At 67.8% G+C, this 19225-nt stretch carries 18 protein-coding genes; 3 read left to right on the forward strand and 15 right to left on the reverse strand.

What is annotated here, in order from left to right; all coding sequences use genetic code 11:
* Window positions 1–33: 33 nt before the first annotated feature.
* The 3 genes from FV560_RS01975 to FV560_RS01985 form a co-directional block, all read right to left on the reverse strand.
* Entirely contained in the window at window positions 34–1086 is a 1053-nt protein-coding gene (locus FV560_RS01975; RefSeq protein ID WP_159618744.1) for a hypothetical protein, read from the reverse strand.
* Window positions 1076–2761 carry an N-6 DNA methylase gene (locus FV560_RS01980; protein ID WP_420853339.1) on the reverse strand — a complete coding sequence of 562 codons (1686 nt, stop codon included), beginning with the start codon at window positions 2759–2761 and terminating at the stop codon, window positions 1076–1078. The genes FV560_RS01975 and FV560_RS01980 overlap by 11 nt, the downstream gene beginning before the upstream one ends.
* Before the next feature lie 138 nt (window positions 2762–2899).
* Entirely contained in the window at window positions 2900–5515 is a 2616-nt protein-coding gene (locus FV560_RS01985; protein ID WP_159619368.1) for a replicative DNA helicase, read from the reverse strand.
* A gap of 385 nt (window positions 5516–5900) precedes the next feature.
* Here FV560_RS01985 and FV560_RS01990 point away from each other — a divergent pair, with 385 nt between their 5' ends.
* Window positions 5901–7208, forward strand: coding sequence for an MATE family efflux transporter (locus tag FV560_RS01990; protein ID WP_159619370.1), 1308 nt, complete (start codon window positions 5901–5903; stop codon window positions 7206–7208).
* An 84-nt stretch (window positions 7209–7292) separates the two neighbouring features.
* Here the strand turns inward: FV560_RS01990 and FV560_RS01995 are convergent, their stop codons facing one another.
* From FV560_RS01995 to FV560_RS02020, 6 genes are all read right to left on the reverse strand, one after another.
* A complete protein-coding gene (locus tag FV560_RS01995) occupies window positions 7293–7610 on the reverse strand; it encodes a DUF4333 domain-containing protein (RefSeq protein WP_200837489.1) in 318 nt (105 codons plus the stop codon).
* 130 nt (window positions 7611–7740) lie between these two features.
* Window positions 7741–8193 (reverse strand): 50S ribosomal protein L9, encoded by a 453-nt coding sequence (gene rplI, locus FV560_RS02000; RefSeq protein WP_159618745.1) that lies wholly within the window; start codon window positions 8191–8193, stop codon window positions 7741–7743.
* A 17-nt stretch (window positions 8194–8210) separates the two neighbouring features.
* Window positions 8211–8456, reverse strand: coding sequence for a 30S ribosomal protein S18 (rpsR, locus tag FV560_RS02005; protein ID WP_159618746.1), 246 nt, complete (start codon window positions 8454–8456; stop codon window positions 8211–8213).
* A 54-nt stretch (window positions 8457–8510) separates the two neighbouring features.
* On the reverse strand, window positions 8511–9041 hold the full coding sequence (locus FV560_RS02010; RefSeq protein WP_159618747.1) for a single-stranded DNA-binding protein: 531 nt from the start codon (window positions 9039–9041) through the stop codon (window positions 8511–8513).
* A gap of 26 nt (window positions 9042–9067) precedes the next feature.
* On the reverse strand, window positions 9068–9358 hold the full coding sequence (rpsF, locus tag FV560_RS02015; protein WP_159618748.1) for a 30S ribosomal protein S6: 291 nt from the start codon (window positions 9356–9358) through the stop codon (window positions 9068–9070).
* 196 nt (window positions 9359–9554) lie between these two features.
* A complete protein-coding gene (locus tag FV560_RS02020) occupies window positions 9555–12053 on the reverse strand; it encodes a transglycosylase domain-containing protein (RefSeq protein ID WP_159618749.1) in 2499 nt (832 codons plus the stop codon).
* 287 nt (window positions 12054–12340) lie between these two features.
* On the opposite strand from FV560_RS02020, the gene FV560_RS02025 reads away from it, so the two are divergent.
* Together FV560_RS02025 and FV560_RS02030 are read left to right on the forward strand one after the other, a co-directional pair.
* Complete coding sequence (locus FV560_RS02025; RefSeq protein ID WP_159618750.1) at window positions 12341–13414, forward strand: inositol-3-phosphate synthase; 1074 nt, start codon at window positions 12341–12343, stop codon at window positions 13412–13414.
* 171 nt (window positions 13415–13585) lie between these two features.
* On the forward strand, window positions 13586–14635 hold the full coding sequence (locus tag FV560_RS02030; protein WP_159618751.1) for a zinc-binding dehydrogenase: 1050 nt from the start codon (window positions 13586–13588) through the stop codon (window positions 14633–14635).
* Here FV560_RS02030 and FV560_RS02035 read toward each other — a convergent pair.
* The 6 genes from FV560_RS02035 to FV560_RS02060 form a co-directional block, all read right to left on the reverse strand.
* Window positions 14626–15180, reverse strand: coding sequence for a signal peptidase I (locus FV560_RS02035; protein WP_235019861.1), 555 nt, complete (start codon window positions 15178–15180; stop codon window positions 14626–14628). The genes FV560_RS02030 and FV560_RS02035 overlap by 10 nt on opposite strands.
* Window positions 15171–15641, reverse strand: coding sequence for a fibronectin type III domain-containing protein (locus FV560_RS02040; RefSeq protein ID WP_159618753.1), 471 nt, complete (start codon window positions 15639–15641; stop codon window positions 15171–15173). Before FV560_RS02040 ends, FV560_RS02035 begins: the two co-directional genes overlap by 10 nt.
* A gap of 5 nt (window positions 15642–15646) precedes the next feature.
* On the reverse strand, window positions 15647–16306 hold the full coding sequence (locus FV560_RS02045; RefSeq protein WP_159618754.1) for a hypothetical protein: 660 nt from the start codon (window positions 16304–16306) through the stop codon (window positions 15647–15649).
* A 44-nt stretch (window positions 16307–16350) separates the two neighbouring features.
* Window positions 16351–16980: a SipW-dependent-type signal peptide-containing protein gene (locus FV560_RS02050; RefSeq protein ID WP_159618755.1), complete on the reverse strand. Its 630-nt coding sequence runs from the start codon at window positions 16978–16980 to the stop codon at window positions 16351–16353.
* A 221-nt stretch (window positions 16981–17201) separates the two neighbouring features.
* Window positions 17202–18665, reverse strand: a complete 1464-nt coding sequence (locus FV560_RS02055) for a catalase (protein ID WP_159618756.1) — start codon at window positions 18663–18665, stop codon at window positions 17202–17204.
* A gap of 77 nt (window positions 18666–18742) precedes the next feature.
* Entirely contained in the window at window positions 18743–19210 is a 468-nt protein-coding gene (locus FV560_RS02060) for a Fur family transcriptional regulator (RefSeq protein ID WP_159618757.1), read from the reverse strand.
* Window positions 19211–19225: the final 15 nt, after the last annotated feature.

Below are 19225 nucleotides of genomic sequence, written 5' to 3' on the forward strand. Positions count from 1 at the left end.
GCCTCTCGCGCCTGAACTCCGGAACGTCGAGTCCTACTCCGGCGACTGCGGTGACTGGGCGTCGCGGCGGCGGCCACGAGCAGTGCGGTGCATGGTGACGGGGGTGGTGTCCAGGACGTGGTTGACCATGGTCGCGAGGAAACGGGCCGGAGAGAGGCTCGCCGGGGTGCGGGCGTGGTCGATGCGCACCGTCGGTAGAAGTCTGAGCGCCGTGTCAACTTCCACTGCTCCGATGTCTACCGGTTCGTCATCGGCTGGTCCAGGCGTGAGTCCCGCGGCCGCTGAGCGATTCTCGTCGTCCTGACCATCATCCGGTACTGGCGTGGCATCCGGGCCGTACTCCATGAGGATGACGCAGGTGGCGTGATAGGCATCGTCCGCACGACCGAGCTTCTCGAGCAGATCCAGGAGCCACTCGGCAGTGTCCGGTTCCTTGTCGAAGACGTCGTTGCGCAGGCCGAAGGCGAATCCGAGCGCTGCGAGCGGGTGCCGCAGTCGAAGGTTCTTGGCATCACCGTAGGATTCCTCGACCCGGTTGGGTGCGTTCTTGCCATAGGAGGAATCCATGCGCTTGGTCGAGATCAGCAGTTCTGGGCCCGTCACCCAATCGGCCATGATGACGTCGACCTGCTTGCTGTAGTTCTTGCCGAGGATGTTCGCGCTCGACGACGTCACGCCCCGGACGTTGCCCTCCTTGGACAGGCGGCGCAGCAGCTCGTCCGACTGTGCCTTCGGCAAGGCATCGAGCAACGCGGAGATGGTGCTCGGCATGATGCGTGGATGGCGGGCACGTGGCCATACGGCGTCGGGGGCGAAGCCGGCTCGGCGCAGTTCATAGGCGATCCAGACATCGAGCGCGAGTGCCGGCACGCCCGTTGTCGTGGCTGCCCCGAGGTGGAGCGGCACGCCGAGGAGTCGCTCGAGCGTCGCGTAGTCCGGCCGATAGCGGAGCCGGCCATCATCGCTTTGATACCACGGGTTGGTGTACCCGCCCTGGGCGTCCACTCCATCGGCCACGATACGGTCGAAGAGTGGCCAGGCCCGGGCCTTGGCGGAGCGCTTCACGGGCTTGGTCTCACCGGACACGCTGGGATCTCACCATTCGTCGGCGGGCGAGTTCGGCCCGCGCCCGTTGTACTTGGACAAGTTCAGCGGCGTCTGCTTGGTGAGGGTTCACGAGCAACGCCCTGTCGACGATCTCGACGGCTTCCAGCAGCTGACCCGCTTGGAGCTTGCGTGCGACCGCGGCACGGATCGCTCGTAGCGCATCGGCCTGCGACGCAACGAGGGCAGGCGACGGCATCGCCCAGACATCCGCCTCGCGGGGCTCAATCTTCAGGACCCCTCCGCCATAGGCTCGACCGACCATTTCTGCATTGAGGAGCGTGACGGAGTTCAGGCTCGCCAGCGGCAGCAGCTCCCGGCCCAGTTCCCGGTGCTCGTCGGAGAGGTAGACGCCGTGGACCGAGTTGAGATGAAGAGCCCGCGCCTGGTTCGTCGTCAAGCGCGGTGTGTCGGCGTTCATGCACGTCAGCAGCAGGTCGGCGGCCGGGAGAAGTGGCACCCGGTACCAGGGTCGGCGCACCCGGCACTTGTAGGCGTCGTCGACGCCTGCTTTGTGACCAGCCTCGATGTAGGCCCGAGCCGCCGGCGATGGCTGGTCTCCCGGATAGAAGAGGGAGGTTGCCTTGCCTTCAGTGCCGAGACGTCTGAGCATCGCAGTCGACAGGGTCAGACCTCTCAAGTGGGCACTGCCGGGTGGGGAAAGCCGTCGCAGCTCGCCACGAGGTAGCCCGAGTTCGGCGACCTTGGCAGGCGAGAGCGTGAAGAAGTGATTACCACCGGTCACCATTCCGAGCGTCGTCTCGCCCCACGTCTGCAGGTTCGTGAACGCCCCCTCCTCCCGCAGTCTGCGCAGAGGTTCGATTGCCGGTGGAGGCACGAGCGACCCTGTCCATTTGCCGGCCGGGTCAAGCGGCGCCCAGCGCTGGCCGTCGGCGAGGGTCGCCAGACCTGAGGCATCGACGGCCTGGCGGATGACCGCGTGGTCTGTCGGCCCATGGTTGTACCCGTCCGCCAGCAGGAGTACGACATCCGCCTCGGCCTCCGGGAAGACCTGCGAGTCGAACAGGACCAACTCGACCCGTGCGAAGTGGTCGAAGAGGAAGCGACGCACGGGCGCGGCGTAGTTGACGCTCAAGAGCTCGGCAGGGAGCACCAGCCCGAGTCGGCCACCGTCGCGAAGGAACTGCGCGCTGTGGACGGTGAACGCGGCCCACGATGACGCCAGGCCAGACAGCGGGACTCCCGCGCGCAGGGCCGCAGCCCGGGACTTGGTGCGAGCTGTGCCGACCCACCCGTGGTAGCGAACGTAGGGCGGGTTGCCGATGACCGTCGAATAGGTCGGCGCCGGTTGGACATCGAAGAAGTCCTTGACCTCAACGTGCGCGATACCACCGGCCTCTCTCACGCGGTGGCGGGCCACTGCAGCAGAGGGTTCGTGAATCTCGACGCCATGGACCTCGGGGACGAACACGGCAGCGTCCCCCAGCCGTCGCATGCGCTCGACCGCCGCCGTCAGGAAGGCCGCATCACCCGCGGATGGCTCCAGAACCCGATCCGCGGCCGATCTGATGGCCCACTGCGCGATGAATGACGTGATCGCGTCCGGCGTGAAGAACGCCCCTCGCGCCTTGCGCACGTCGGGCGTGTCAGCGGCCGCCACGTCGGCCATCACGGGAGGTGCACTCACGTCACCCATCATGACGTAGGGCGCCGACAGTCACCGTCAGACATGCTGATGGCCCGCTGCCGGCGCGGTGCCTCGCGATCGGGTGCGCAGCCCTGGACGACGATTCGCCAACCCGAGACCTGCCGTAGGACCGGTGCCGGCAGGGAGTTACTGGGCCATATCCACAAATCGTGCGTAGTGCCCCTGGAACGCCACGACGATCGTGTCGGTCGGTCCGTTACGGTGCTTGGCCACGATCACGTCGGCCTCGCCGGCGCGGGGCGACTCCTTCTCGTACATGTCGTCGCGGTGGAGCAGGATCACCATGTCGGCGTCTTGCTCGATGCTGTTGTGCACAGCGATACCGTTCGCCACGAAGTTATGGCTGCCCGCCACGGTGGCGTCGTAGACCTCCTCCACGCCGTCCGGCGTGATGGACACCACCGAGTCCCATAGAAGGTCATTGACGGCCATCACCTCCAGCTCTTGGCTCTCCAGGAGGGTTGCCACCCGCCCGAGCCGCGCGCGCGAAGGGGCATGCTTCCACATCGTCGAGCCGCAGAACTGTGTGCCCATGGCCGCGGCGAACTCCCGGTGGGTCATCCCGCGCTCCGTTAACACGTCCCGAACGTCGGTCCACACCTCGCGGGGCACTGTGTCGACATTCGTGTTCGCCTGCACGTCCCGGATAATCGCGAGCAATCGCTCCGCCTGTTCGCCGCGCACTCCGTGGACACCGATCTCCTGCAGAAAGCGCCGCTGGTCATCGACACCTGACAGGTCGAGGCTGTAGTTGGGGCGGAAGGCCCCCTTGGTGGTCGCGCGCAGACGGGACGAGATGCCAAATCGAAGAAGGAGCCGGCTCAACCCATCGGCCAGCTTGCGCGACGTGGTTGCGTAGTAGATTCGGCCCGACCTGGCGTTCTTATTGATAGTGACCGACCCATCTGTGCTCCAAAGATGGCGGATGAACAGCGCGATCTGGGCCTTCGGCAGGTGATAGACCGGCTCCGGGATGAACTTCTGATGGCTTCGGCAACCAAAGAGGGAGAACTCATCGAGCCAAGCAGCGATCGGATTCCTCTTGCCGTGAGTCAACCGGTACGGCGCGGGTAGTCGGATAGTGGTGCATCGAGCGATGGAGTAGTCATCTCGCTGAGGATCAATCCCGAAAGCGGTAGCAGCCTGAGTTACTGCTTCCAGATTCTCCGGATCGACTGACGCGTACCGGATTGGCTGGCGTGCCACGAACGACCCGTCACCGAGCAGATGGGCGAGCATGACCACCTTGCGGTCGTCCCACGCTGCCTCTTGACTGGGCGCAGGTACATGACGCGGCACACCGACCCGCGAGCCCGGTTCGAGTTCCCCGAGCGGCCTCCATCCGGAGTAGGTCAGGAAGGGATGGTTTGCGGTCGCACGGATCTCCTTGCCGGAGGCCAACTGCAACCGATACACCTGCTTTGTCCCCGTGCTGAAAACGTGCGTGAGATGACGGCGAACATACTTGAGGCGGTCGTCCAGTGCCCACACTGGAACGTCTGTCGCACCCTGACGAAAGAGCTCGCCCATCGTGACCTCGGCTCCAGTATCGGCACGCAGCACTGTGGTCTCGGCCGTCAGGCAGCCCGATTCGCGAAGGTCACTCACTTGCGGCTTCTTGTCCGTACGCTGCTCCGAGCCACGGTTCAGCTGCGAGATGGCGATCACCGGCACCTCGAGTTCCTTCGCGAGTAGCTTGATCGCACGCGAGAACTCGGAAACCTCCTGCTGGCGGGACTCGACTCGCTTGCCTGAGCTCATCAGCTGCAGGTAGTCGATGATCACGAGCTTGAGGTCGTTGCGCTGCTTGAGCCGGCGGCACTTCGCCCGGATCTCCATCAGGGACATGTTCGGGCTGTCGTCGATGTACAACGGCGCTTCAGACACCTTGCCCATCGTGCGCGCCAGCCGCGTCCAGTCCTCGTCGCGCATGTTGCCCTTACGCATGTTCTGCAGCGGCACCTGCGACTCGGCGGAGAGCATACGCATGGTGATCTCGTTGCGGCTCATCTCCAGGGAGAAGATGACCGACGTCAGCCCGTTCTTGATCGAGGCAGCCCGCGCGATGTCCAGTCCCAGGGTGCTCTTTCCCATGGCCGGCCTGGCCGCCACGACGATCATCTGCCCGGCGTGCAGACCGTTCGTCAGCGCATCCAGATCCGCGAACCCGGTCGGCACACCGATCATGCCCTCCCCACGGTGGGAGGCGGCGTCGATCTCCTCCATCGTGGAGTTGATGACGTCCTTGAGTGGCACGTAGTCCTCGGACGTGCGCCGCTCGGTGACGGCGTAGATCTCCGACTGGGCAGTGTTGACCAGATCGTCCACGTCGCCGCCGTCGGTGGCGTAGCCGAGCTGCACAATCCGGGTGCCGGCATCCACCAGTCGCCGCAGCACCGCCTGCTCGCGCACGATCCGCGCGTAGTAGCCGGCGTTGGCGGCCGTGGGTACCGAGGAGAGCAACGTGTGCAGATAGGGGGCGCCGCCGATCCGGCTGAGCTCCCCCCGCTTGGTCAGCTCCGCCGAGACCGTCACCGCGTCGGCCGGTTCCCCGCGGCCGTACAGGTCAAGGATGGCGTCGTAGATCGCCTCATGTGCGGGACGGTAGAAGTCGCTCCCGCGCAGCACCTCCACCACGTCCGCGATGGCGTCCTTGGACAGCAGCATGCCGCCGATGACCGACTGCTCAGCCGCGACATCCTGCGGCGGGGTGCGCTCGAAGCTCTCGGGAGCCTCGGTCATCTCAGAGATGCTCACCGGTGCACCTCGCCCACGCCTGCCTCACCATCGTCCGGTTCCTCCCTCATTGCGACCCTGTCAGATCTACCAGGCACCACCGACAGTCCCCGCGCCCCGGCGACGCTACGCACCTGCCCACCTCCCCGCAAACCGCACCATCAGCCGCCTGGGGACAACCGGCGGCGGACCTGGGGACGAACACGACCTAGGCTGTGGACGCGGTGTGGATGCCTGTGGCCCCGTTGTGCACAGGTCGCTCAAGCCCCTGTGGACAACCGTTCAAGACCGCGTGATTCCCACACATTCATCACCCACACCCTGTGGACAGAAGAAACTCGGAGGATCAGTGGACGACACGCCGGATGACCAGGCGCGACCTGCCGGTCGGATGCTTGACCGGCGCATCCTCGACCTCGCCCTCCCCGCTCTGGGTGCCCTCGTCGCCGAACCGCTCTTCGTACTCGTCGACTCCGCGGTGGTCGGCCGGCTCGGCACCTCTGAGCTCGCCGGCCTCACCCTGGCCTCCACGCTGCTGGTCACCACTGTGGCCCTGTTCATCTTCCTCGCCTACGCCACCACCGGCGCAGTAGCCCGGCGCCTGGGCGCCGGCGATGAGAAGGGGGCCCTCGCCGTCGGGATGGACGGCATCTGGCTCGCACTCGGGCTGGGCGCGCTGGTGCTAGTCGTCGGCTACACGGCGGCAGACCCGGTCGTGCGCGCGATGGGCGCCTCTGACGAGGTCGCTCCGCATGCCCTGGCCTATCTGCGCACCAGCCTTCCGGGCATCCCTGGGATGCTCGTCGTGCTTGCGGCGACCGGGGCGCTCCGGGGGCTGCAGGACACCCGCACGCCACTGCGGGTCGCCGTCGCGGGTGCGATCGCGAACGCCGCCGGCTCCGTGCTGCTCGTGCACGTCGTAGGGATGGGGATCGCCGGGTCCGGTCTGGCGACGGCGTCCGTCCAGATCATCATGGCGCTCACCTTGATGTGGGTGGTCCTCCGGGCGGCACGCACCCGCGGCGTCTCCCTCCGTCCGGAACCCCGTGGCATCCTCGCCAACGCCCGCGCCGGGTTGCCGCTCCTGATCCGCACGCTCACGCTGCGCGCAGCGATCCTGCTCACCGTGGCCACCGCCACCTCCTTGGGCGACGTGCCCCTCGCCGCGCACCAGATCGTGAACTCCGTCTGGATGCTGGCTGCGTTCGTCCTGGACGCCCTCGCGATCGCTGCCCAGGCGCTGGTGGGCCACGGGCTCGGGGCGCGCCGCCCTGCGGAGGTGAGGGCCGTCGTCCGGCGCTGCCTGCAATGGGGCACACTCGCCGGCATCGGGGTCGGGGCATTCATCGCGCTCCTCGGCGGATTCCTGACGCCCCTGTTCACCTCCGACCCTGCCGTGCAGCACGCAGCCCACCTCGGTCTCATCGCCATCGGAGTCCTCATGCCCGTGGCCGCCTGGCCGTTCGTGCTCGACGGGGTCCTCATGGGAGCAGGGGACGGCGTGTACCTGGCCTGGGCGGGCGGCGTGGCGCTGATCGCCTACCTTCCACTGCTCGGCGCCGTCGCGCGCTGGGCGCCGGAGGGTGCGCTCGGGCTGGTGTGGCTGTGGGTGGCCTTTGCCGGTGGGTTCCTCGGCGCACGCGCGCTGACCACATGGCTGCGATCGCGCGGGTCCAGGTGGATGGTGCTCGGCGTGTGAACGCAACGGACGGCCCTGGAGACATCCGTGCCCCATGTGGCACAGACACCCTCAGGGCCGTCAGTTCCGTTCAGGTCCGGAGCATCACATCGGCGTCTCGGCCACCTGGAAGTCCCAGTTCGCGACGCCGTCCTCCACCGAGGTGACCGTCAGGTCCACCGCGTACTCGTCCGTGTCACCATCCGCGGAGAGCACGCACTGCAGGGTCGCCCCGACCTCGGCCTCCAGGTCACCGGGGCAATCGATGTTCGGCCGTGTGCCTACCATCTGCTCGAGCTGATCGGCGGTCGTGGACTCCACCTCTGCCTCGTCCACCGTGGCGCTCCCGCTGCACCCCACGAGGCCGAGCCCGAGGGCCAGGGGAAGCGCAGTCATCGCCAGGATCTGTCGTGTCATCTTCATGACGCTCACCTTGTCAGAGCGCGGGCTCACTCCGGTACGGCAGAACTATCCATGTGACGCTCACCACGGGCCCCGGATGCACGGACGGCCCGGCCACCCTGAGGTGACCGGGCCGTACGTTGGTGGCGTGTCAGGCGCCTGGGACCACGTTCAGGTCCACCGTCGCCGAGACGTCAGCATGCAGGCGAACCTGCACCTGGTAACTACCGAGGCTCTTGATCGGCTGGCCGATCTCGATCTTGCGGCGGTCCACCTGCTGCCCACCGGCAGCGTGGATTGCCTCGGCGATGTCCGTCGTGGTGACGGCGCCGAACAGACGGCCGCTCGGACCGGCGTTGACCTTCACCACGAACGACTTGGCCTGCAGCGAGTCGCGCACGGCGCGAGCGTCTTCGATGGACTCGATAGCGCGCTTGCGGCGAGCCGCGGTGATCTGGTCGATCTGCTTCTGCCCGCCCTTGGTCCACGGGGTGGCCAGGTTGCGCGGAAGCAGGTAGTTGCGGGCGTAGCCGTCCTTGACGTCGACTACGTCACCCGCGGTACCGAGGCCGGTGACCTCGTGGGTGAGAATGAGCTTTGCCATGGCTGTTCCTCCCGGCCTCAGCGAGCAGAGCTCGAGTAGGGAAGCAGGGCCATCTCACGGGCGTTCTTCACGGCCCTGGCGATCTGACGCTGCTCCTGGACGGAGACACCGGTCACGCGGCGCGCGCGGATCTTGCCGCGGTCCGAGATGAACTTCCGCAGCAGCGCGGTGTCCTTGTAGTCGATCGGCCCCTCGACCTTGGTGGTCTTGAGGGGGTTTGCCTTCTTCTTGATCACAGGCTTGCGGGTATCACGCTTCGCCATAGTTGTTGCTCCTTGAATGCTCGCGACGCTCACGCGGCGCGCAGTGGTGATGGTTTAGAAGGGAGGCTCGTCGCCGAAGCTCGAGCCGCCCGTGGCCCACGGGTCGTCAGCCGGACCACCGGAGGACTGGCCTCCGCCGTAGCCGGCTTGACCGCCCTGGTTGCCTCCGCCGAAGCCGCCGCCGGCATTGCCTCCGCCGAAGCCGCCGCCTCCGCCACCGCGCTGGGCGCGGGTGACCTTGGCCGTGGCGTACCGCAGCGATGGGCCCACCTCGTCGACCTGCATCTCGACGACGGTGCGCTTCTCGCCCTCCCGGGTTTCGAAGGAGCGCTGGACCAGACGGCCCTGAGCGACCACGCGCATGCCCTTGGTGAGGGACTCGGCGACGTTCTCGGCCGCTTCACGCCAGATCGAGCACCGCATGAACAGCGTCTCGCCGTCCTTCCACTCGCTCGACTGCCGGTCGAACTGGCGGGGGGTGGACGCGATCGTGAAGTTGGCCACGGCTGCCCCCGACGGGGTGAACCGGAGCTCCGGGTCCGCCGTGAGGTTGCCGATCACGGTGATGACGGTCTCGCCTGCCATGACGCTCCTTTGCGGGAGAAACGCGCTCAGCGCGCGTCGGGTCGGATGAGCTTCGTGCGGAGGATGGACTCGCTGAGGCCGAGCTGGCGGTCGAGCTCCTTGGCGAGCTCCGGCGTGGCGTGCATGTCCACGACGGCGTAGATGCCTTCGGAGTTCTTCGCGATCTCGAACGCCAGACGGCGCTTGCCCCAGATGTCGACGTTGTCGACGGTCCCACCACCACTGGTGATGACGCCGAGGAACTTCTCGAGCGACGCGGGAACGGTGCGCTCGTCGATCGCCGGGTCGAGGATCACCATCAGTTCATAGTGACGCATGCTTGAACCCACCTCCTTCGGACTAAGCGGCCACGGTCTTTCCGTGACAGGAGGGTGATGCATGCTCTCGGTGCGTCTCACCCGGACGGGAGCCCGGTGTGATGATGCACGAGATACCCGACTAGCCTACCGGACCCGCCGCCGGTCCCGGGCGTGATCTGAACAACCGTCACCGGGTAGTTCAGGTCGGCGCAGGTCAGGGCCCGCCACTCCCGTTGCCACCGCCCCCTCCGTCCGTACCCCCGCCACCGCTGGAGTCACCGGTGCCGTTGGGGAGTCCGTCCAGCAGACCACCATCAGCGTCCTCGCTCGGATCCTCCGTGGGCTCCTCGCTCGGGTCCTCTGTCGGCGTCGGGGTCGGCTCCTCGCTGGGCTCCTCAGTGGGCTCCTCGGTCGGCTCCTCAGTGGGGTCCTCCGTCGGCGTCGGCGTCGGCTCTTCAGTGGGCTCCTCGGTCGGCTCCTCGGTGGTCTCCTCCTGCGTCGGCTGGGCCGGGGGGACGTACACCTGCTCGGGCGCGGACCGCTCCGGGAACTCCTCCACGTCCAGGCCCTCGACGGCGGAGCTCATGTACTGCGTCCAGATGTCGGTCGGGTAGCTACCACCGGAGATCGGCGCCACACCGCCCCAGCCGTCGAGCATCGAGACCTCTTCGCCACCGGCGCCGATTTGGTACATCGCCACCGAGGTGGTGATCTGCGGGACGAACCCGACGAACCAGGCCGACCGGTAGTCGTTGGAGCTGCCGGTCTTTCCGGCTGCGGGCCGGCCGATCTCCGACGCCGTTGCACCGGTCCCGCCATTGACCACCTGCTGCATCGCATAGGTGGCGTCGGCGATCACCTGGGCGTCGAACTCCCGCTCACCCTCGGCTCCGCCGGTGTAGACGACGTCTCCATCCCGGTTGCTCACCGAGGCGACGATGAAACGGTCGTGATGCACGCCGCCGGAGGCGATCGTCGAGTAGGCCTCGGCCATGTCGGCCGGGTGCGGGGAGGCGGTGCCGAGCACGTTGACCAAGTTCCCCTCCAGCCCGGACGTGTCCTCCGGCAGGCCGAGCCGATGGGCCACGTCGACCAGGTTCTCCGGTCCATACTCACGGTTGAGCTGCACATAGGACGTGTTGACCGAGTGCTGCGTCGCGGTCGCAAGATCGATGTTGCCGCGATTGACGCGGTCGAAGTTGTTGACCTCGTGCCCGTCGATGTCCATCGGCGAGTAGCTGGTGTATCTGTCCTCGAGCGTGGCCCCGTTCTCGAGTGCGGCGATCAGGGTGAACGCCTTGAACGTCGATCCCCCCTGCGCCACGTCCTGGGTGGCAGCGTTGCGCTGCCGCTCCAGGAAGTCCGGGCCGCCGTACAACGCGAGGATGCCACCGGTGGAGTTGTCGATGGAGGTCAACGCCACCCGGACGCCGTCGGGAGTGTCCTCGGGAAGGCTCTCGGCCGCGGCAACGGCATCGTCCTGGAGGCCCTCGTCAATCGTCGAGGTGATCGTCAGGCCACCGCCGTCGATCTCGTCCTCGGTGAAGCCGGCGGCGATGAGCTCGTCGCGAATCATCGTCAGCAGGTATCCGTTCGGCCCGCCGTAGGTATCCGTGCGCACCGGCTCGGCGACCTCGGGGAACTCCTGGGAGTCCGCCTCGGCCTGGGTGATATCCCCACTTTCGACCATGAACGCCAGTGTTCGCTCCCAGCGCGCCTGCGCCTGATCGGGCGCTACGGCCGGGTCCCAGTTGCCCGGGGAGGGGATGATTCCGGCCAGTAGAGCCGACTCCGAGACCGTCAGTTCCGAGGCCGGGTGCCCGAAGTACTCCTGCGCGGCACGTTCGATCCCGTAGGCGCCGCGCCCGAAGTAGATCGTGTTCATGTAGGCGCCGAGGATCTCGTCCTTGCTCTGTTGCTGGTCGATCTTCAGCGCCAGGATCGCCTCACGGAACTTGTCGACATACCCGGAGGTCTGGCCGGTGTAGTACCGCTCGACGTACTGCATCGTGAGCGTGGACCCGCCCTGGGTGTCGTTGCCGCGCAGGTTGTTCCACAGTGCTCGCAGGATCGCGACCGGATCGACTCCCACGTTGGAGTAGAAACGCCGGTCCTCCGAGGCCACGATCGCGGCCCCCACATATTCCGGCAACTCAGTGGGGTCGATGATCTCCCGGTCGACCTCGGCGAACGAACCCATCGTGGACTCGCCGTCGGCGTAGGTGATCGTCGACCCCTCGGCCAGGGCGAAGTCGTCGGGCTCGGGCACCTCCACCATCGCGTAGGCGATCCCGAACAGCACGGCCCCGATCACGAGTACGGATCCAGCGGCACCCAGGAGGAACCGCCAGCCGGGCAACCAGCGCATCACCGGCCCCTTGCCCCGCCGGGGGTAGTTCCAGAACCGCTTCTTGCCGCGGGTCGCGCCTCGCCGCGTCCGCCGTTTGGCGCCCGAGGAGGCGGAGGCTGTGCTCTTCCACGACGGCGTAGGTCGGCCTGCGCCGGTCCGCCCACCGGCCGCTGTGGTCCGGGAGGTGCGACCGGTCTCCTGCGCGGAGGTCCGTAGCCCGGAGTCGCGCACGCTACGGCGCTGAGGGCCTGTTCCGCCGGTGCCGGTGTTGCCAGCCTTGCCGGTGCCGTCGCCGGATCCGGGCGTGCGTCGTCGCGGGGTGTCGGACGATCCGCTGCCGGGGGTTCCGCGTCCTCGTGCCACAGGAGCCCTTTCTGTTCGATGCCGCAGGAGGGCCCGGGGTGTGGACTTCTCCTGCTGTTGCCCCAGTATGCGGTGCGCACCTTGGCCGCAAGGCCGCCCTTCACGCGCTCCACACACAATCGTTGCCTCACCGGTGAGGGCGCTCACACCGCTGCCGTACGCCCGGACTCGGCTACCGCGCGCCGGAGGCCTACGATGGTGACCAGACATACATATACATTTGTCACATCGCGGTAGTCATCTGGGCCCGTCCGATGGTCGGGTTCCGCCACGACAAGGAGAGAACATTGAGCAGCATCCGCGTAGCGATCGCGGGAGTCGGCAACTGCGCCGCCTCTCTCGTCCAGGGCGTGCACTACTACGCCGACGCCGACCCGGCCGGCAGCGTTCCGGGCTTGATGCACGTGCAGTTCGGTCCGTACCACGTCCGCGACATCGAGTTCGTGACAGCGTTCGATGTCGACGCCAAGAAGGTCGGGTTCGACCTGTCCGAGGCCATCGGCGCCAGCGAGAACAACACCATCCGGATCGCCGATGTGCCGCCGCTGGGGGTGTCGGTGCAGCGTGGCCCCACCTTGGACGGACTGGGTAAGTACTACCTGGAGACCATCGAGCAGTCCGCCGCGGAACCGGTGGACGTCGCGCACGCCCTGCGAGCGGCCAAGGCCGACGTGCTGATCTGCTACCTGCCGGTCGGCTCGGAAGAAGCCGCCAAGCACTACGCGCAGGCCGCCCTGGACGCGGGCGTCGCATTCGTCAACGCACTCCCGGTGTTCATCGCCAGCGACCCGGTGTGGGCGGCGAAGTTCACCGAGGCAGGCGTGCCGATCGTCGGCGATGACATCAAGTCGCAGGTCGGTGCGACGATCACCCACCGGGTGCTCGCGCGCCTGTTCCAGGAGCGTGGCGTCGTCCTCGACCGCACCTACCAGCTGAACGTCGGCGGCAACATGGACTTCAAGAACATGCTGGAGCGGGACAGGCTGGAGTCGAAGAAGGTCTCCAAGACCCGGGCCGTGACCTCCAACGTCGATCACGACCTCGGGTCTCGCAATGTGCACATCGGCCCCTCCGACTACGTGCAGTGGCTGGACGACCGGAAGTGGGCGTATGTGCGGCTGGAGGGTCGTGCCTTCGGTGAGGCGCCGATCAACCTTGAGTACAAGCTGGAGGTGTGGGACTCCCCGAACTCTGCCGGCATCATCATCGACGCGCTGCGTGCGGCCAAGATCGCCAAGGATCGCGGCGTCGGCGGACCGGTGCTCGCCGCGTCCGGCTACTTCATGAAGTCCCCGCCGGAGCAGTACGAGGACCAGACCGGGCGCGCGAAGGTCGAGGCCTTCATCGCCGGCGAGGGCTGAACCCCCCACCCACCACCCCGCGAAATCGATCGTCGATTTGGTCGCCGGCGAGCAGCCAAATCGACGATTGATTTCGCGGGTGGTGGTGGACGGGCCGTCCACGATGAGGGCAACGCAGCAGCACTGTCCTCCCCTGTTCTAGCGTGGTGCCACCGACGAAAGGGAGCATGGGTGCTGGCCTACGAGTACGGCAGTGACGGTCGGATGGCGTTGCGCGAGAAGGACCTCCCGCGTGCGGCCGAGGGCGAGGTGACGATCGACGTGGTCGCCGCCGGCATCTGCGGGACCGACCTGAAGATCGCCCGAGGGGAGCACCGGCTGTTCCCGCCCGGCACGGTGCGCGTTCCCGGCCACGAATCGGTCGGCCGGATCCGGGAGAACCGCTCCGGCCGGGCCGACCTGGAGCCAGGAACTCCGGTGGCGATCGCCCCGAACATCGCCTGCGGGCAGTGCCCGCCGTGTCGCAAGAACCTGGGACCGCTGTGCGAGGACTACACCTCCGTCGGCCTGACCTTCGACGGCGGATTCGCCGAGGTCGTCCGCGTCACCGCCCGTGGGGTCGCAGGAGGCAATGTGCTCCCGCTTCCAGCCGGGCTGGACCTGGTGACGGCCGCCATGATCGAACCTGTCGCGGCAGTCGTCCGCGGTCTGCGCCCGCTGCGCCTGACTCCGGCGGACACCGTGCTGGTGTGCGGTGCCGGGCCGATCGGGCTGACGGCGGTGGTCCTCGCCAAGCAGGCGGGTGTCCGACGCATCATCGTCAGCCAGACGTCGGCGGCCCGGCGCGAGTTGGCCCGCCAGTACGGGGCCGACGAGACAATCGATCCACGCGCCGAGGATCTGGTGGAGAAGGTGTTCGAGCTCACCGACGGCATCGGGGCCGAGGTGGTGATCGCCGCGACGCCGGTCCATCAGGTGTTCACCGACGCCGTCCGGGCCGCCGCCAAGGGCGGGAGGGTGAACTTCTTCGCAGGTCTCCCCTCCGGCAAGGGCGAGGTGACCGTCGATGCGAACCTCATCCACTATCGCGAACTGCTGGTCACCGGCTCGACCGCCAACACAGCAGCCGACTGCGCCGAGGCGATGGAGATCGTCGCGAGCGCACCGGAAGCCTTCGCTGAGCTGATCACCCACCGGGTGCCGCTGCGCGAGGCCGACCGGGCGTTCGAGATGGCCAAGGCCGGCGAAGCGCTGAAGGTCCTGCTCGAACCTCAGACCTGAGACGGATCGGGCTTAGGTGAGCCCGGCGTGCGGCGCGGCCAGAAGGCCCAGGTGACCAACGCCGTCGCCGTGACGGTCAGGCAACCGAGCACGACCGGATGGCCGAACCACACGATCACTGACGCAAGGTGGGGTACCGAGGTGAGCGCCACCCGCACCGACTCGGCGGTGTAGGGAGCAGGATCGGGGTCATCGTTGGCGTCACCCTGCATCGTGAACGTGGCGCGGTCCCCCTCCGTGGCGAGCACGTCGGTCACGCGGTGCGTCACCGGGAGGGCCCCCGGGCGGTCCACCGTGACGACGTCCCCCACCTCGATCTGTGAGGCCGGCACCTCCCGGACCACCGCGACCGATCCGGCCGGGATCGTCGGGGCCATCGAGCCGGTGGAGAACATGATCAGGGTGATGTTCAGGGTGACGGCGAGGATGACCAGCAGGATGCAGAGCCCGCCGGCCACCGCCAGCGCCGTCAACAAGACGTCGCCGAAGCGTGAGAGCCCGCGGTGCCTCGAAGGCGTACGCACGATGCTGCCCGTCAGTCCCACGTGCATGATCCGAGCAAGACGACGCCCAGGGCCCCTAGGAGGGTGGTGACCGTGGCCGTCTGTTCGGCACTCTCCCAGTCGCCGGAGACCGCGCGGATCCGGAATGAGTAGGTGGCGACCACAGTGAGCAGTCCCGAAACGTCGACCTCGTGCTCACCAGTGGTGCTCGGGTAGCTGCCGGAGTCGATCAGGGCTCCGGTGCTGGGGCGGACCAGCTCCCACGCATAGCTGTAGTCGCTCGGCGGATCCTCCGGTTCCAGCCAGTGCAGGGTCGCGCTCGTGCTGAGCAGGCCGATCGGGCATCCATTGGCCTGAGGCGGATGGAGTACGCCTGCAGTCAGGGTGGACTGCAAGTGCTCTGCATCCGTCCAGGCCGCCACCGTCGGCTCCACCTGCCCGACCGCCACCGCGCCGGACACGAGCATGACCCCTGCAGCTGCAGCAGCCAGTCGCGCACGCATCTGTCTCACCACCGGCGCTCCCCAGGCAATCGGCGACCGCCGTCAGATCCCGCCACGCCACACCGGGACGAAGGGATCAGGGCGCCCCCGAAGCGCAGCAGCACACCTGCAGCGACAGCAATCACGACGGCCAGCCCCACACCACGGTGAGGGCCTCCCGTCGCCGGCAGGTCGCCTCCACCACCGGCCGAGACCTCCTCACCTGACCCGGCGGCTACGAACCGCAGTGCCAGCTCGGCCCCGTGCTCGGGTGCGATCAGCTCGGTGGTGATCCGGTACCAGACCTGCTCCGCGGCGGGCTGGGTTCCCAACTCCACCGGCATCGCCCCAACCGCCGTCGCACCGATCAACTGCTCGGTGCAGGCCGTTCCCTCCGCTGCGCATTCAGCCACCTGCACCTCGAAGGCGCCCTCCGGTCCGGCCGCCGTCAGGGAGAGTGCGATCTCGCCGTCGGGCCGGTTCGCACTCACCTGCACGTCCCAGGCCACCGGCTCACCCGGTGCCATGGTGCTCATGGCCGGCCGGTCCTGCACCGAGACCAAGCGGAGCACCTCCCCGGAGATCACCTCCCGGGTCTCGGCCGGGGCCGCCACCGCGCTGGACACACCGCCGACCAGCACGGCGGGCAGAGCCAGCAGCACGGCGAGCGCCGAGATGGCCCTCACCTGCATGCTCCCTGTCCGGCCGAGCGGCGCTCCCGGCACACCGGTCACTCAGAGGTCGCGGTGAACTGCCAGACGGCGGTCGTCTCGCCACCCTGCTCGAGGTCCGGCCCGGCGGTCACGATCGTGCACAGCTGCGTGGCGTCACCCGGATCAGCAGTGGTGGCGCCAACCGGCAGGCTCACTGTCCCGCCGGCGACCGCCGGCTCGTCAACGAGCGTGCCCGAACCCAGGAGCGTGCCCGCCGTGGCTGTCTCATCGCAGGCCGCCGCGTCGCCGATGGCGTACACCTCATAGCTGAGGTTGGCCGAGTTGGTCCCGGTGGTGTCGGTCGAGTCCAGGGCGACGAGGTCGAGCGAGGCCGGGCTGGTGGTGCCGGCGGCCAGGCGCACCCAGTACGGGGCGTAGACGACGTCGTCGGGCGCAAGGTTGTCGAAGGGGGCCGAGAAGGTGAGTTCGGCGGCACCACCGGCGGAGGCGTGATCGGTGTAGTCCAGGTCGTCTCCGGTGGTCGACCCCTGCAGGTCGAAGGAGCCCGCACCGAACAGACCGGTGGTGAACTCGCTGTCGTTCCAGGCGGCGAGGGTGACGGCGGCACCGACGCCGAGGACGAGACCCCCGGCGAGAACGGCGCGGATCTTACGGCTGCGAAGCGAACGTGCGTGAACCTCGGTCATGACGGACTTCTCCCTCTGGGGCGTCGCAGGGCCGGTGAGTGCCCAACGCACAGCCGCACCCCGTCGTGGCGAGACTAGGGGGTATTGAACAGATGATCAAGGGCCGCTTCTGCCCGGGCCGCCCATGATTCCCTGTCTCGCACGTACGACGGCGTCCCTTCCTTCGGGCGGAAGGGACGCCGTCGCAAGCGGGATCCAGATCCCGTCGTGGGCTCGAGCCGTCAGGCCACGGAGGTGGAGCGCAGGGCGTGCACCGCCTCACGCACGCGGGTGCCAAGCGTGGCGTCCACCTGGTCCCAGTAGGCGAACGCCCGCTCGCGGATGACCTCCGAGCGCACCTGGGCCACGTGCCCGGCGATGTTACCCACGAGGCGCTCGCGTGCGGCGTTGTCGAGGACGTGCCGCACGAGAGTTCCCGCCTGGCCGAAGTCGTCGTCCTCGGCGTGCAGGGACTGTGCAGCCCGCTGCATCTCGCCGTCGGACTCCCAGTTGCCTTCACCCGCGGCCGCCGGATCGCCCGCCGGACCGCCGAAACTGTTCGGCGCGTACACCGGGGCATCGGCCGGGCGGAAGCCGTGCCGCATCGCGCCGTCCTTGGAGTAGGAGTGGGTGGGCGACTTGGGCGCGTTCACCGGCAGCTCGGCGTGGTTGGTGCCGACCCGGTAGCGGTGGGCGTCGGCGTAGGAGAAGATCCGTGCGAGCAACATCTTGTCGGGGCTGGCGGCGATCCCGGGCACGAAGTTCGAAGGCGCGAAGGCGGCCTGCTCGATCTGGGCGTGGAAGTTCTCCGGGTTGCGGTTCAGCGTCATCGTGCCCACCTCGATCAGCGGGTAGTCGCCGTGCGGCCACACCTTGGTGAGGTCGAAGGGGTTGAACCGGTAGGTCTTGGCGTCCTCGTAGGGCATCACCTGGACCTTGAGGGTCCAGGACGGGTGGTCGCCGGACTCGATCGCGTTGTAGAGGTCACGGCGGTGGTGGTCGGCGTCCTGGCCCGCCAGCTCGTCGGCCTCGGCGCCGGTGAGGAACTCGTTGCCCTGGTTGGTCTCGAAGTGGTACTTCACCCAGAATCGCTCGCCGTCGGCGTTGATCCACTGGTAGGTGTGGGAACCGAATCCGTCCATGTGCCGCCAGGTACGCGGGATGCCCCGGTCGCCCATCAGCCAGGTGACCTGGTGGGCGCTCTCGGGTTGCAGGCTCCAGAAGTCCCACTGCATGTCGTTGTCGCGCAGGCCCGAGCCGGGCAGGCGCTTCTGGGAGCGGATGAAGTCGGGAAACTTGATCCCGTCCCGGATGAAGAAGACTGGGGTGTTGTTGCCCACGAGGTCGTAGTTGCCCTCGGTGGTGTAGAACTTCACCGCGAAACCGCGCGGGTCGCGCCAGGTGTCGGGGCTGCCCTGCTCACCCGCGACCGTGGAGAAGCGGATCAGCATGTCGGTCTCAACGCCCGGCTGGAACAGTGCCGCGCGGGTGTACGCGGAGACGTCGCCGGTGGTGACGAATGTGCCGAAGGCCCCACCGCCCTTGGCGTGCACGACCCGCTCGGGGACGCGTTCACGGTTGAACTGGGCCAGCTTCTCCACCACGTAGTGGTCGTGCAGGGCGATCGGGCCGGTGTTGCCGACGGTCAGCGAGTGCTGGTCGCTGGCCACCGGGGCGCCGCTATTGGTCGTGGTCACGTCGGTCATGGCGATGATCTCCTCGGGTCGGGAACTCGATGGGGTGCGGCGCCGAAGCGGCGCTGCTGGTCTTCGGGGCGCGGAACTCAGGGAGTTGCCGAGGCAGCGTGCCGGTCGGGCTCGGCGGCATCGCAGCTGGCGCAGATGCCCTGGAAGAGCACGTCCGCGGTCACGATGCGCATCCCTGCCGTCTCGGCGGGGGTCAGGCAGGGGGCATGTCCGACGACGCAGCTCACGTCTTCGACCGCACCGCACCGCACGCACATCACGTGGTGGTGGTTGTCGCCGATGCGGGTCTCGTAACGAGCCGGCGAATCCGGTGTCTCGAGCTTGCGGAGCAGACCCCACTCGCTGAGGTCGCCCAGGACTTGGTACACGGACGCGGCGGTCAGTGCGGGCAGCTCGGTCCGGGCGGTCTCGAGGATGACCTCGGCCGTGGCGTGGGGGTGGCGATGCGCAGCGTCGAGCACAGCGAGGCGTTGCCGCGTGACTCGCCGGCCCAGCGACCGCAGGGCGGTAGCCCAGGTCTCGCTGGTCATCGGCTCCGTGTGCATATGCTCACCCTACCT

Source organism: Ruania rhizosphaerae, assembly GCF_009805705.1.
Classification (GTDB): domain Bacteria; phylum Actinomycetota; class Actinomycetes; order Actinomycetales; family Beutenbergiaceae; genus Ruania; species Ruania rhizosphaerae.

Coding starts and splice junctions, on each gene's coding strand:
- FV560_RS01980 (WP_420853339.1), bottom strand. CDS start 2,761: ATGGGTGACGTGAGTGCACCTCCCGTGATGGCCGACGTGGCGGCCGCT.
- FV560_RS01985 (WP_159619368.1), bottom strand. CDS start 5,515: ATGACCGAGGCTCCCGAGAGCTTCGAGCGCACCCCGCCGCAGGATGTC.
- FV560_RS01990 (WP_159619370.1), top strand. CDS start 5,901: ATGCTTGACCGGCGCATCCTCGACCTCGCCCTCCCCGCTCTGGGTGCC.
- FV560_RS01995 (WP_200837489.1), bottom strand. CDS start 7,610: ATGAAGATGACACGACAGATCCTGGCGATGACTGCGCTTCCCCTGGCC.
- rplI (WP_159618745.1), bottom strand. CDS start 8,193: ATGGCAAAGCTCATTCTCACCCACGAGGTCACCGGCCTCGGTACCGCG.
- rpsR (WP_159618746.1), bottom strand. CDS start 8,456: ATGGCGAAGCGTGATACCCGCAAGCCTGTGATCAAGAAGAAGGCAAAC.
- FV560_RS02010 (WP_159618747.1), bottom strand. CDS start 9,041: ATGGCAGGCGAGACCGTCATCACCGTGATCGGCAACCTCACGGCGGAC.
- rpsF (WP_159618748.1), bottom strand. CDS start 9,358: ATGCGTCACTATGAACTGATGGTGATCCTCGACCCGGCGATCGACGAG.
- FV560_RS02040 (WP_159618753.1), bottom strand. CDS start 15,641: ATGCGTGCGCGACTGGCTGCTGCAGCTGCAGGGGTCATGCTCGTGTCC.
- FV560_RS02050 (WP_159618755.1), bottom strand. CDS start 16,980: ATGACCGAGGTTCACGCACGTTCGCTTCGCAGCCGTAAGATCCGCGCC.
- FV560_RS02055 (WP_159618756.1), bottom strand. CDS start 18,665: ATGACCGACGTGACCACGACCAATAGCGGCGCCCCGGTGGCCAGCGAC.
- FV560_RS02060 (WP_159618757.1), bottom strand. CDS start 19,210: ATGCACACGGAGCCGATGACCAGCGAGACCTGGGCTACCGCCCTGCGG.